Annotated in this window: 11 protein-coding genes; 5 read left to right on the top strand and 6 right to left on the bottom strand. The window is 55.0% G+C overall.

Annotated features, from left to right (window positions below; genetic code table 11):
• Nucleotides 1–32: 32 nt before the first annotated feature.
• Nucleotides 33–941, top strand: coding sequence for an FkbM family methyltransferase (locus tag LA756_RS22450; protein WP_224436962.1), 909 nt, complete (start codon nt 33–35; stop codon nt 939–941).
• A 21-nt stretch (nt 942–962) separates the two neighbouring features.
• Here the strand turns inward: LA756_RS22450 and LA756_RS22445 are convergent, their stop codons facing one another.
• Nucleotides 963–1253 carry a hypothetical protein gene (locus LA756_RS22445; RefSeq protein WP_224436961.1) on the bottom strand — a complete coding sequence of 97 codons (291 nt, stop codon included), beginning with the start codon at nt 1251–1253 and terminating at the stop codon, nt 963–965.
• 435 nt (nt 1254–1688) lie between these two features.
• Nucleotides 1689–2681: an FkbM family methyltransferase gene (locus LA756_RS22440; RefSeq protein ID WP_224436960.1), complete on the bottom strand. Its 993-nt coding sequence runs from the start codon at nt 2679–2681 to the stop codon at nt 1689–1691.
• 351 nt (nt 2682–3032) lie between these two features.
• Here LA756_RS22440 and LA756_RS22435 point away from each other — a divergent pair, with 351 nt between their 5' ends.
• Entirely contained in the window at nt 3033–4442 is a 1410-nt protein-coding gene (locus tag LA756_RS22435) for a glycosyltransferase (protein WP_224436959.1), read from the top strand.
• Between the two features lie 81 nt (nt 4443–4523).
• Here LA756_RS22435 and LA756_RS22430 read toward each other — a convergent pair whose 3' ends face one another.
• From LA756_RS22430 to LA756_RS22415, 4 genes are all read right to left on the bottom strand, one after another.
• Nucleotides 4524–5108, bottom strand: a complete 585-nt coding sequence (locus LA756_RS22430; protein WP_224436958.1) for a DJ-1/PfpI family protein — start codon at nt 5106–5108, stop codon at nt 4524–4526.
• Nucleotide 5109: 1 nt separating this feature from the next.
• The gene (locus tag LA756_RS22425) at nt 5110–6048 is read right to left on the bottom strand and encodes a sugar phosphate isomerase/epimerase (RefSeq protein WP_224436957.1); all 939 of its coding nucleotides are present in this window, start codon (nt 6046–6048) and stop codon (nt 5110–5112) included.
• Between the two features lie 38 nt (nt 6049–6086).
• Nucleotides 6087–7382 carry a Gfo/Idh/MocA family protein gene (locus LA756_RS22420; protein ID WP_224436956.1) on the bottom strand — a complete coding sequence of 432 codons (1296 nt, stop codon included), beginning with the start codon at nt 7380–7382 and terminating at the stop codon, nt 6087–6089.
• Nucleotides 7383–7518: 136 nt separating this feature from the next.
• Nucleotides 7519–8688 carry a DNA-binding transcriptional regulator gene (locus LA756_RS22415; protein ID WP_224436955.1) on the bottom strand — a complete coding sequence of 390 codons (1170 nt, stop codon included), beginning with the start codon at nt 8686–8688 and terminating at the stop codon, nt 7519–7521.
• Between the two features lie 143 nt (nt 8689–8831).
• On the opposite strand from LA756_RS22415, the gene LA756_RS22410 reads away from it, so the two are divergent.
• The 3 genes from LA756_RS22410 to LA756_RS22400 all read left to right on the top strand — a co-directional run bounded on the left by LA756_RS22410 (nt 8832) and on the right by LA756_RS22400 (nt 13735).
• Nucleotides 8832–9365, top strand: coding sequence for a sigma-70 family RNA polymerase sigma factor (locus LA756_RS22410; protein ID WP_224436954.1), 534 nt, complete (start codon nt 8832–8834; stop codon nt 9363–9365).
• Nucleotides 9362–10864: a LamG-like jellyroll fold domain-containing protein gene (locus LA756_RS22405; RefSeq protein WP_224436953.1), complete on the top strand. Its 1503-nt coding sequence runs from the start codon at nt 9362–9364 to the stop codon at nt 10862–10864. The genes LA756_RS22410 and LA756_RS22405 overlap by 4 nt, the downstream gene beginning before the upstream one ends.
• A gap of 99 nt (nt 10865–10963) precedes the next feature.
• The gene (locus LA756_RS22400) at nt 10964–13735 is read left to right on the top strand and encodes a PSD1 and planctomycete cytochrome C domain-containing protein (protein ID WP_224436952.1); all 2772 of its coding nucleotides are present in this window, start codon (nt 10964–10966) and stop codon (nt 13733–13735) included.
• Nucleotides 13736–13828: the final 93 nt, after the last annotated feature.

The raw sequence follows: 13828 nt of genomic DNA, 5'->3' as shown, positions 1-13828 counted from the left end.
AAGAAAACAACTGCCTACCCAAAGTTAAAACGATGTCTCGAATATCGCGATTGATTCGAAAATGGCAAACCTCACTTGTGGCTACGGCAAAACGTGAGGGTCTTCGCGACAAAGCCCCAGAGGTCACCAAATTCGAGAAACCTGTTTGGCGGCCAGAGGCATTTGAAGACCAGATCTACAAAGCGGTTGTAGAGCCTGGAAACGTTGTTTACGACGTGGGTGCAAATGCCGGGCAACTCGCCGAGATTTTGGCATACTTAACAGGACATCAAGGGTCGATCTATGCGTTCGAACCAGTCTGGCCAACGTATCTTAAGCTTTGCGAACGGGTTTCCAGCCGCAGCTTGCCTGGCGGAACTATCTATAGCTTTCCGATCGGCATGTCGAACCGCAATGGAGAAATTACGATCGAGATGCCCGAAGGGCACGATGGCTTAGCGACTGCCGCTGCACCAAATGCATGGAACGCGCTCTCAGTACTCGATGGCCTGAAGCGTAACCAGTATCTCTGCCAGATTCGCCGTATGGACGATTTCGCTCGAGACGCCAACCTTCCCGCTCCTCACGTCTTGAAGATTGACGTAGAGGGAGGTGAGTTGCTTGTCGTCGAGGGATCGTTAGAAACGATCCGACACGCACAACCAGTGCTCGTGATGGAAGTTTTCGCACCGTGGCAAGCCGGCTTTGGTTATGGACCTTGGCAACTGTTCCAGATTTTAAATGATCTTGGGTATGAGATTAACTTTGCCTGCCCCGAAGGCCTCGTCAGCCATCGCCCAACACAAGATCAGCCAATGCCTCGGGCGTATGAAAACGGCTACAACATCGTCGCCGTTCACCCGGAAAAGCACACCTCTGTGAAACAGCGCCTCGAGCGTCTAAAAGCCGGAAGTCCCGAGGTTTTGCCAATGCCGCCGGCGCCTCTTCCTAATGTCGCCTAAGGAAAAGTCGTGGCTAGCCAGTTAGCCCGCCTTTCGACTTGCGAAGGGAAGCCATAATATCCAGTTCTCCTTCTTAATCGCGGCAACGTCTATCGACGAAACCAGCAGGCCTTTCTTGCGTCGATCGCTGGTGGTGGAATCTTGTTCGTAGGCGGACGACACCTGAGGAACTACGATCCGTATAATCGTCTCCCCGGTTGCTGAAACCAGGGAGGAAGGAATCGTCGCATGAAGCGTCATGTTCTTTGCTTCAACGTCTAACTCAGCATTGCAAATATAAAGCTTGGTGCCAGTCGCCAAGTTAGGAGACATTTCAGCTCGGTACTGAAGCTAAAAACGATATTCCATTCTCGGTTTGAGCCGTAGATGCAGCGATGTCTCTGGCGTATCGCTGGGATGCTCATTTTTGGCCGAGCGCAACATATGGCTATACCAAGAGAACAAGCGTTCCTTGGGAGAGCGAAGCATCGTCAGGGTGGTGTGTCCTAGACGCAGCATCTCACAGCTTGAGAAGGAAAAATGTCCTCTCAGAAATCGAAACTCTCTGGCTTCATCCTCGCGCGCACGAATTAATTCCGGTGTCAGCCGCATCTCCGGCACTCCGAAATAGTTGTACGGCTAGATCTCGTTCACAGGAAATATTTGTTCCAAGAACGAGGGCAATGTCGTCCCAACACATTTGGGAATATGAAGAAAAAAACGGCCCTTCCATCGGAGGGCCCCCATGCCTGCTCGGAAATCCCTATTTTAGTAGAGAGAGCCGCTTCGGGAGAGATAAAGATCGCCGTGCGGCAACTTTTCCATTTCCGCAAGGCTGGAAATCGGCTTCAGCGTGGGACGCTTCGAATAATGGTCGCGATCTGCCCCCACGATTTGAAAGATCTGAAACCGTTCGCGCATGAAGATTTCATACATTGCTTCGATGCTTTTCCGCATTTCAGGAATGGCAAAGCGACTCGGATCGAACTCCATAATGATGTGGATGTTCTTGTTCTCCGATAGGAACTTCTGCGCGCCTCGAATCGCAAGGGACTCGGCACCCTCGATATCCATGTGCAGAAGCTTGACTTCCTTCTTGGTCGGATGATGTTCCCACAGCCAATCGATGGTTGTTGATCGACAATCGAATTTCACAAACGGTGCCTTGGCAAAGTCCAACGCCCCGCCTTCGCCGCGGTAGTGCTTTGGATTGCGAAACAGAGCTTCATCGACAGAGTCAACGATATGCTGATTGTCTCCGTTGGAAAGCGAAGGCCCTGCCAAGCTTCCACCACCGGAGAAGTGCGGATTGAAATAAAACTCATATTCCTTCCCGGCTTCCTCAGCAATTGCCACATTGAAGGGGCGAACGATGTTCGGGTAACCGCTGTAATAAATCCCTTTCACCAGGTAATGGAAGATGTAAGGATTGGCTTCAACTGAGAGCACCTCTCCTTCGCCACCAACCAAATGAGCTGCCAAGAGCGTGAAGTATCCGAAGTTCGCACCGATGTTCACGCAACTGTCGCCAGGCTTCAAGATATCCTGCAGCAGCAAGTTATTCGACGGTTCGATCCAACCTTCTCGAAACGCGCCCGGTACGACATCGATGTTGTCTCCGGAAAAGCATAGCAACGCTCCGAAGTGTAGCCGTGTCAAACATTCGTCGCGTCCCAGACTCCAGATTTCAGGCTTACGCCCTGAACGCCGATCCCCCAAAAACTCACCTAAGATCTCGCGGATCGTATCTCGAATCGACACCGACTCACCTTCTTTTTTATTAGATTTTGCCTGTCCGATAATCTTACGAAACTCTGTTTTCAAGCCCATTTGCGTATCCCAAGGGTAGGGAGTGTGGGGTCGTGGACATTTATGACAATTAGGGGGTTTAGCCCTTTACAGCCAAATGGTCAATAGCAAAGCTCCTCGAGAACACCCGGGATATAGCTCTCGCTCGATCTAACTTTATATTTCAGTCTTTTTCAATATTGCGACGCGTGTTACGATACTGCCCCCAATCCCGGGAGTGACTATTTTTTGCTGCGGAAGAAGCAACTTGTCGCTCCATCACGATACCCATGGTTGCGTTCGAATTGACAACGGAAGGTCAAGATGAAAGTAGAACTGCTGGAACACAATGGCATTACGGTACGAACCCACTTCTTCCCGTGCGAGTTCAAGCCTGAAAATGGCAAAGTTCCCAAGCTCGCCATTGTGAGTGCCTACGATTGTCTTTGCGGCATTGCCGAGTACACGTACTTTCTCGTTCAGTCACTCAAGAAGTTCGCTGATGTCACCGTCATCGAACTTGATCAGGATACTTTCAAGTATCCACAGAACATGGCTCGGGAAGATGCCGAAAAGCAGTTGAGCGTTATCTGCGATCAACTCGGCAAGTTCGACGCCGTCAACCTGCAGTTCGAGCCAGGCACGTTAGGGCATTCGGCCAAAGCTGCCTACAAACGACTGACCAAGATTGTCGACGCGTCGCCCTCCATCTCGGTGACGTTTCACACGTTCCTGAACGATGTCAAAGAAAGTCGCGGGTTCTGGAAGGAGTTCCGCAAGCTACGATTCATCACCGCTTTCTTTGGTCGTTCGAAGAGCCGCAGTCGCTACTACCTGACCAGCAAACCGATTCAATACTTGAAGCAGGCCGGTGAGTCGAAGAATGTGACATTCATCGTTCACACCAAACGAGAAGTCGAACGCCTTGTGCGGATTTACCGAGTCCCGCGAGAAAATGCCTTCGACCATCCACTGGCATTCATGAATCCTGAATTGACCAACAATTTGAAGCCGTCGAAGATGAAGGCTTCGCTGAATCTACCTTCTGACTCCGTCGTCATGGGTATCTTCGGTTTCATCTCTCCCTATAAAGGGACCGACCTGGCAGTCGAAGTGATGCGACTGCTTCCTAAGAACTATCACCTGTTAATCGCTGGTGGCCTGCATCCGAATGAAGCGAAGGCTCATACCACGGATGTACATCCCTACCTCAATTCGATTTTGCGAAACATTCTCGGCAAGGGACAACCACCCGAGAAATCGAAGAAACGTCCCACGGATGCACCAGAACCCAAAATCGATTCTGAGAAACTGATCGACCGTGTCCACTTCCTTGGTGCTCAAGATCGCGACGAGTTCCTCAGCTTGATGAACGACTGCGACGTTGTCTTACTTCCCTACCGTGAAGTGGGACAAACCAGCTCCGGGCCGATCTCGATGGCTGTCGAGATGAAAAAACGTGTGATCGCTTCTCGAACGGAAGCGTTCGCTGAATTTGCAAAGTACTATCCAAACCGCCTGGAACAGTTCGACCAAAACAACTTCGTAGAACTCAGCCAGCGTGTACGAGCTCCTCAACAGCTCGAAGAAACGGAACAACAGATCAGCTGGCTAACGAACGTCAAAACCTATTTTGACGCCCATCAATTCGCGCCTGTCACTGAGGCGCAACGTGATAAGTGTCTCGAATCGATGGCACCGATTCACATTCACGAAGATCGCCAAGCAGCCTAAGCCCGATCAATCCATCCCCAAACAAAAATACCGAGGTGTGTCACACGCCTCGGTATTTTTTTATCTGTTGAGCACTCGTCGTTATGCGACCGTTTGTTTTGCCGCTTCGACGTGGGCTTCTTCAAGCAGTTTCATGAATGCTCCGAAGTACCTTCCGTTGTCGTGATAGGTTCGACCGCTGACGATGTTACCGTCGACCACGCATGGTTCGTTGACGAAAATGCCTCCGCAGACTTCCAAGTCGAATTGACACTTAGGCACGGTGGCCATCTTCCTGCCTCGAACACAGTCGGCGTATGCTAAGATCTCGACGCCGTGGCAGACCGAAGCGACTGGCTTGTTGTTTTCGACAAACCAGCGTGTGACCCGCACCAGGTCTTCATCGTAACGAATGTACTCAGGCGCCCTGCCGCCGCTGATCATGATGCCGGCGTATTCTTCCGGATTGATGTCGGCGAAAGAAATCTCGGCGTCAATGGTGTAGCCTTCCCACTCCTTGGTGATCGTCCAGCCTGGCTTTACTTCGTGCATCACCATCTGGAACTTGCCCACGTGAGGAGCGGCAACGACCGGCTCGTAGCCTCCCTCTTGCAGGCGATAGTAAGGGTACAGCGTGTCGAGCGTCTCCGAGGCGTCCCCCACGATAATCAGTACTTTTTCCGACACGCTAACTTCCTTTCTCTAGGTTGGCGATACAGTCGTTCAGGTAATCACGCCCCCGTGCTATTTCGGCAGTGGTTTCCGCCACGGTAGGCAAAATGGGAATCCCCCGTGGCACCGGATGCATGAAGACCTCGGTCCACCCTTGATATTGCACCTCGGCTAAGGCTTCGACAAGGGGCTGAAAGTCTAAAGTCCCTCGGCCAGGCATCTGCAGCAGTTGCTGTTCTACCGGTAAGGGGTCATGGGCCCCTTGGCCATGTTGCCATGCATAGAACATGGCCATGCCTTCCGACAGTTCGCGAATCAACGCCGCCAGCTGCATTTCGTCCTGAGGCAAATGATACGGTGCGAAAGCAATGGCCAAACTCTTCGAGGGGCGCAACTCTAACAACCACCGCAGCGAATCTGGCGACTCAATCAAATTGTTGGCGTGGTTTTCAATGGCGATCGTCACGCCATGTTCTTCCGCCACTTCCAAATGAGGCTTCATCTTTTCGACAAAGCCTCCCACCGCCTTTTTCAGTTCGGTACCCTTGAGTCCCTTGGGGCCAGCACCTCCGGTGACCATCATGGGGCAACCAAATCGTTTTGCCAGCAGCATCTCTTTTTGCAAACCAAACGGCCCCAGCTTGTACTGCGTAATACAGCCGAGTTTGACGTTGTTTTGCTCAAGCAATTTAGCGAAGCGTTCTTCTCCCATCGCATCGATCTGCTCTCGCTGATCTCCATGCACTTTGGGCCAAATGTCGATATGCGTCGCTCCGATCTTTTTCGCTTCCGGCAAAATCTCGGACAACTTGCTATAGCCATACATGCAGGAAGGGAGCATGTAGTTCAACTGAAACCGATCTGACTTGGCCCATGCCGGCAGCATCCATGCCGACCCGATCGCTCCTGCCGCCAACGCATGAAACGCCCGACGACTCACTCGCTGATTGTTCATGATGATTGTCTTTCCCAATGATTCGCCTGCCGGACTGCTTAGCCAATTTCGTAACCGTCGCGCTGCGGACGGCTCAAGTGCTGATTCGCTTCGGCATCGCCCACAAACGATTCCCCCTTGGCGTCCCAAGTCAGTTTCCGACCGAGTCGCATCGAGATGTTCCCCAGGTGACACGTGCTGACACTGCGGTGTTGGCTTTCGATGTCGGAGACCGGCGTTTTTCGCGAGGCAACACAGTCGAAGAAATTGCCCATATGATTGATGATCGCATCGAGCTTGCCGGCCCGTTCTGGGCGTTCGAGATTGTCGTAGTCGTACAGCACGAAGTCTTCTCGCGGCAGCTTGCGTTCGGTAGGAGCACCATCAAGCGTCCCTCGATTCACGAACAAACGTCCCTTGTCTCCCGTGAACATCACGCCGTTTCGCCCAGTGTCCGCCACGGTCATTTCCACACCGTTGTCTAAGCGATATCGCACATGGTAGTCGACCGCCACGTTGTAGCCGTCGTCGATGCTTGGCATCTTGGCGGTCCCTTCGATTTCGACCGGCACACCGCCGGCACCCCATTGAGCGATGTCGATATGATGGGCTCCCCAGTCCGTCATTTGACCGCCGCTGTACTCGTACCACCAGCGGAACGTGTAATGCGAACGCTCTGGAATGTAAGGAACATCTGGCGTTTGCCCTTGCCACATATCCCAGTTGAGAATCTTCGGAACCGGCTGCGTCGAGAAAGGGCCACCTGTTTTGTTCTTGCCGAGAACCACGTCCACCTTTTGCAGATTACCGACCCAACCTTGGCGAACCATCTCTACCGCTGTACGAAAGCGGATATCGCTCCGCTGCCAGGAACCCACTTGCACGACGCGTCCCGTTTCCTGGACCACTTCCCGCAGCTTCTTTCCTTCGTCGATCGTCAGCGTCAGCGGCTTTTCACAGTAAACATCTTTTCCCGCCCGGCAAGCATCAATAACCATCTTTGTGTGCCAATGATCTGGCGTACCAATCATCACCACATCGACATCCTCGCGAGCCAGCAAGTCGCGATAGTCTTCCATGATCGCCGACTTGCCGCCAAAGTCTGATTGGGCCTTCTTGAGGATCTCTTGGTCGACATCGGCAAGTGCAACGATGTCGCCATGGGCCGCCGCTTTTTCGGTGATTACCGAGCCTTGGTAACGCAGCCCGATCGCTCCGACTCCTAAGCGGCTGTTGACATCTTTCGGCTTTTCATCGGCCTGGGTCGTCGACACCGCACCAAACACCATCGCCGAGGCAGCAACAGAAGAGACTTGAGAAATCCATTGACGACGATCGAGAGCAACGCGGGGCATGAGCATCTCCTGGGCAGGAAACTGAGGACAAGCAGGTAGGTGTTACGCCCCCATCTTCCCCCTCCAGTCGCCGCCACACAATCCGCAAATGCGTATTATCGCTCCGTTATTTTGTCACGCGATCCTGCTTCGTTTCCTAGCGGGCCGTGCGTCGGTCTTGGCGATACTGCCCCGGCGGCGTTCCGTACAGTTCCCGAAACGTCTCGGCGAGATGTTGCGTTCGCCGAAAACCACACCGCTCGGCAATCACGGACAGCGTTAAGTCGGTATGCGTCAGCATTTCTTCCGCTCGCAACAGCTTCAAGCGAATCAGTTCCTGATTGGGCGAACGTCCCAGCAGCTTTCGCAGCCCTCGCTCGAGCGAACTTCGCGAAATTGCGACCGCCTTCAACACGTCAGGTACCCCGATTCCTTCGCACGCATGTTCGCGCATGTAGAGCAGCGCGTTGGCAAGTTCCGGATCGTCCAGTGCGACAATATCCGACGACATTCGCGTAACGATTCCCAGCGGTTCGACCAGGATCGGTTCCTTTGGCGGTTTCCCCCCACGCATCAAATGCTCGAGCAGTTCCGCAGCGCGAAAGCCGATCGCCGTGCCGTTCAACTCGACGCTGGAAAGGGGCGTCGTCGCCATGTTGCAAAGCGAAGCGTCATTCTCGACGCCCACCACGGCCACTTCTTCCGGGACGATCGCTCCGCACCGTCGACACGCATCCAGCAGCCAGAATCCGAGTTGGTCGGTGCATGCCATCACGCCGATCGGCTTGGGCAGTTGGGCGACCCAATCGGCAAGTTCTTTCTGAGCTTGCTCCCACTGGGTTGGCTGCTCGCGGCGATTGAGTGGATGATAGCGGAACGCCTCGTAGCCATGCTCGGCCACCGTTTGCACAAAGTTCTCGCACCGCTGCTGAAAGTATTCTTCCGCCCCCAACTGATACACGGCAAAGTTGCGAAAGCCGCGATCGAGAAAGTGTTCGGCGACCAGCTTTCCGAGCGAGCAGTTGTTGACCCCCACAAACGGGAACGAATGCTTCAATCGTGTCGATCTCAATTCGACGGTCGGCACTTTGGCTCGCTTCACCGCATCGACCATTGCCTGGGAACCACTTCGCGTGAGGATCCCATTTCCGCTCCATCCCGGCAGCCAGGGCGGGGCAGGGGACTCGAGCGAACGCGACTCGACAAACAACGACCACGGTCCCCGCTCGGTGACATATTTACGAACCCCATGCAGCAGTTCACGGCCGTACGTCCGCGACGTTTCAATCAACAGAGCCACATGAGGGGCGGCACTTTTGCTAGGCATGAGGTGGGCTTTGACTCGGGGAAAAGGGAAAGCGTTGCTCACCGAAAGGGGGGCGACATGGCACATTTTTCTTGCATGTTTCGCCAATTTGGTCCGTTAAACTGAACCAGCTTCTGGAAAGGAAAGCAAGGACACCCTTTTAAATGCCAATGGACGACTCGAACCGAAATCAACGATTTGTGCGGATATTCACGCAGCACGAACCTGCTGTGCGTGCATTCGTACGTCGCTTGGTTCCTTCTCGGACCGATGCCGACGACATCCTTCAGGAAGTTGCCGTGGTGCTGTGGGAAAAGTTCGACGAGTTCCAGCCTGACCGCGACTTCCGAGCTTGGGCCTGTGGGATTGCCCGATATAAGGTCCTCTCCTGGCTACGCGATCGCGGTCGAGCCAAGCTGGTTCTCGATAGTGATGTCGTCGAACTCGTCGCCGAAGAATCACTTCGCATCGATCGGCATCTCGAACAACAGCGCACCGCGTTGGAAGTTTGTTTCGAGAAAGTCCAGCCTGACCAGCGTTCCCTATTGAAAGACGCCTATCGAGAGGGAGCGAAGATCCAGGACATCGCCACCAACAGTGGCCGGTCGGTTTCCGGCTTCTACCAATGGCTCTATCGCATGCGTCAAATGTTATTAGATTGCGTCAAACGCGAACTGGCCCAAGAATCAATTTCATGACCCCGACCCCGCTGCATCAACTCGTTCAAAATTACCTGGAAGGGCTCAGTTCTCCGGAAGAACTGGCTCAGCTGAACGAGCGTCTGCGCAACGATGCCGCCGCACGGCGTGAGTTCCTGGAAATTGTAAACCTCGATTCAGCCCTCGCCGAGGTCACCGTCGCCGTACCTTCGCTGGAAGAAACCAACTTCGCCGCGGATGCCCCGGAGACTCTAGCCACCGAACCTTCCGGCCGCTCATCATCTCGTTGGTCGGCCACGCTCGGTGTCGCGGCATCGTTGGCCATTTGCTTGCTGCTTGGGGCGTTTGGCTATTACGCATATCTTCCCCCAGCCCAGTTGGCAATCGTCGAAAACGCCGCAGGTCTCGACTTCGTTGCCGGGGCCAAAGTGGGTCGTCGGACCTACGAGATCACCGCTGGCACGCTTGAGTTGGTCACCAACCGCGGCGCTCGCGTGGTGATCGAAGCCCCAGCCCGGTTCACGTTTCAATCGGAGCAACTGCTTCAGCTCGACTACGGCCGCCTCGCCGCCGATGTTCCTCCTGCCGCCAAAGGGTTCACCGTGATTACGCCTAGTGGCAAAGCGGTCGATCTCGGCACGAAGTTCGGCGTCGACATGCCACAAGGGGGCAACGCCGAAGTACACGTCTTCCAAGGTGAAGTGATCGCCAGTTCAACGACCGGCGACGACGCACGCAACTTGAAAGATGGCGAGGCCCTTCGCTTTGCGGCAGAAGATCAGTCTCCTGCCAACTTCCGCTCCGCCGCGTTCATTCAGCCTGGCGAAGTTGTTCAACTGCATGCCGCCCTGCAAGCTGGCCAACAAGTGCGTTCCGTCTCCGAGATTGAAAAGCTTCGCGACGACCCTGATTTGATTTCGCTGATCGACTTCGAGTCAGACGTTCGGCTCCCCGGCAACTACCGCACCGTTCAAGGACGCTGGCCAGGTTCGAAGGCGGCCGAGCTCGTCAACATCGGCGAACATGTCAAGCTGAACGTCGGCGGCGAACACCCTTGGCCGCAGCTGTCATTGGCGGCCTGGGTTCGCTTGGATCATCTCGGCGAACCGTACCAATCGCTGCTGCATACCGACGGCTGGGACAAGTCTCGTAAAGGGCAAGTGCATTGGATGGTCACAAAACAATCGACCATGCGTCTGGCCCTTCGCGACAACAAACTGGCCCCCACCGATCAGCCCAACTCCGGCTTTCCGGACTCCCAGATCGCCGTCCTTCCGGAACAAGGACGCTGGGTTCACCTGGCCGCCGTTTACGATGCCGACAAGCATACCGTTCGCTTCTATTTCAACGGCCAATTCGATAACGAAGTGGCTCTCTCGCAAGCGTATCCTGGCCTACTCGGCTCTGCCCAGATCGGCAACTGGAACGAGATCGATCGTAAGTTGAGCGGCCGCGTCGACGAGCTGTTGATCATGGGCCGTGCAATGTCCGACAAGGAAATGCAAGCCCTTTACGACGCCGGTAATCCTTACCACTAATTTCTGTTTTTTGCTGAACTGTGCGTTAAATTTCCCAACAGTTCGGAAAGAACAAGTAAGTCTCAACCCGCCTTTGAACGCCTGCTCCTAAGGCCTGTCATGAAACGCTTTCTTCCCACACTTTTGCTTTTGCCGCTATTGCCTGGATGGCTCGCGGCGGCCGAGATCGACTTCGTCCGTGACGTTCGTCCGATCCTGGAAAAGCACTGCTACGAGTGCCACGCCGGCGACGTTCGCAAAAGTGGGCTTCGCTTGGATATCCGCAGCGAAGCGATGAAAGGGGGCGAGCTTTACGGTGAAGCAATCTTGCCCGGCGAACCTGGCGACAGCCCTTTGGTGCAGTTTATTGCCGATGAGAATGCGGACCTCGTGATGCCACCAGATGGCGAACGTCCAACCGCCGCCGAAATTGCCACGCTGACCCAATGGGTCGAACAAGGCGCCAATTGGCCTGACGGAGTCGATCGCGTCAAACTGGAAGACCCTCGCGACCATTGGTCGTTCAAGCCGGTCGCCGCTTCCGATCCACCGCCAACGAAGAACACCACGTGGGCTCGCAGCGAGATCGACCGTTTCATTCTCGCTCGCCTGGAAGAAGCTGGGCTGCAGCCGTCGCCGGAAGCGGATCGCCGCGATTGGCTTCGCCGTGTCACGTACGATTTGATTGGTCTTCCCCCCACACCGCAGGAAGTGGAAGCCTTTCTGGCCGACGATAGTGATCAGGCCTACCAGCGTGTTATCGATCGCCTCCTCGCTTCTCCGCGCTATGGCGAACGTTGGGCCCAGCATTGGCTGGACGTGGCCCGTTATGCCGACACGCATGGTTTCGAGGTCAACACCGAACGTCCCAACGCGTGGCCCTATCGCGACTACGTGATCGAGTCGCTCAACGAAGACAAACCATACGATCAGTTCGTCCGTGAACAGTTGGCCGGCGACACGATGGATGAGATCCCTGCGACCGGATTTTTAGTCACCGCGTCGGTACTTTTGCCTGGCCAAATCGGTAAAGATGAAGCCTCCAAACGCTTGGCCCGACAAGACTCGCTCGACGAGATCGTCACGAACATCGGCACGGTGTTTCTCGGCCTAACCGTCAATTGTGCTCGCTGCCATAACCACAAGTTCGATCCGATCTCGCAGCGTGACTATTACGAGATGCAAGCGTTCATCTCTGGCGTCGAATACAAAGACCGCAGCTACGAGAAGCCGCTTACCGCCGAACAAGAGCAACAACTCCTCGCGTGGAAACAACGCCACGCCGAGATTGATCAGCTGTTGGTACCGTTCGCTCCGTTGGCTGGTTCCAACACGAAGCGGTCCATGGTGAACTCGTTTGAAAACTGGGATCGCTTCGAGCCGATCCGCACCCAACAAGTGCGCTTCACCATTTTGAAGACGAACAAGTACGAACCCTGTCTGGACGAGCTCGAAGTGTTCAACACGCAGGGCGAGAATGTCGCCGCAGCCAAACGTGGCGGCAAACCAAGTTCCTCTGGCGATAACGTCAACGTCAACCGCCACGAACTCCGTTTCGTGAACGATGGCAACTACGGCAACTCGCGCAGCTGGATGTCTAACGCCGTCGAAGGAGGTTGGGTCTCGATCGAGTTTGCCCAACCGGAAGAGATCGACCGTGTTGTCTGGGGTCGTGATCGCAACGGCAAGTTCTCGGATCGATTAGCGATCGAGTACGTCATTGACGTACTTTCCGAAGATGGCACCTGGCAGCGAGTGGCATCTTCGGACGATCGCGTTGACTTCCAACAAGCGAAGAACGCACACGCTCCGATCACCGCCGCCGAACTTCCGCCGACCGAAGCCAAGCAGTTCGAGGCATTGCGTCAGGAGCAAGCCTCACTCGCTAGTCAGATCAATTCTTTCGACGGTACACAAACTGTCTTCGCAGGCGTCTTTCGCGAGCCAGATGCGATCCGTGTCCTTGGCCGCGGTAGTCCTGAGATGCCCAAGGAAGCAGTCGGCCCGGCCGTGATCGATATCCTCGGTGATGTCGAGCTTCCCCAAGATGCGGACGAAGCGAAGCGGCGTCAAACACTCGCCGATTGGATCACTCAGCCAGACAATCCGTTGACCGCACGCGTGATGGTCAATCGCATCTGGCAAGGACACTTCGGCATGGGCTTAGTCGAGACCGCCAACGACTTCGGCCGTAACGGTACCACGCCTTCGCACCCGAAAATGCTCGATTGGTTGAGCCATCAGTTCGTCGCCCAGGGTTGGTCGATGAAGGCGCTGCACCGCGAGATTGTACTTTCGGCGACCTATCGACAATCGACCCGTTTCGATCCACGTGCCGCCGAGTTCGACGCGGACGATCGACTGCTGTGGCGTTACCCACTACGGCGACTGAGCGGGGAAGCGATTCGCGATTCGATCTTAGCCATCAACGGCGAGTTGAATCTATCGATGGGTGGCCCTGGCTTCAGTTTGTTCGACAAGCGAGGCGGACTGTCCGGCTTCAAACCAATCGAATCGTTCGGCGACGAAGGCCTGCGGCGGATGATCTATTCGCATCGAGTCCGGCGAGAACGAGATGCCGTATTCGGTGCGTTCGATTGCCCCGACTTCGGTCAGAGCACCCCGCGTCGTCGCGAATCGACCACCGCGATTCAGGCCCTGAACATGTTCAACAGTCGATTCGTGATCGAGCACTCGCAGAAGCTCGCCGAGCGAGTCGAGCAAGCGATGCCGGAGCCGAGCGATCAGATCGACCACGTTTACGAGTTGGTCCTGAATCGAGCTCCGAGTGAAGAGGAGCGATCCGATGCGTTGTTGGTGGCCGAGCAGCATGGCCTGGCGACGGTGTGCCGCGTGCTGCTGAACAGCAACGAGTTCCTGTACATCCCTTAGGTAGAATAGAAGAGGATGCCACGCCGGCATTCGCCGAGATGCCGTGCCTGCTGATTCTCAGGGATTGCTGAGATCCTTTCCAAGATGCCGGCT

The sequence above is a fragment of the Bremerella sp. TYQ1 genome (assembly GCF_020150455.1).
Classification (GTDB): domain Bacteria; phylum Planctomycetota; class Planctomycetia; order Pirellulales; family Pirellulaceae; genus Bremerella; species Bremerella volcania_A.
The sequence above is the reverse complement of the archived record's forward strand: the minus strand, read 5'-3'. Positions and strand labels throughout refer to the sequence as shown.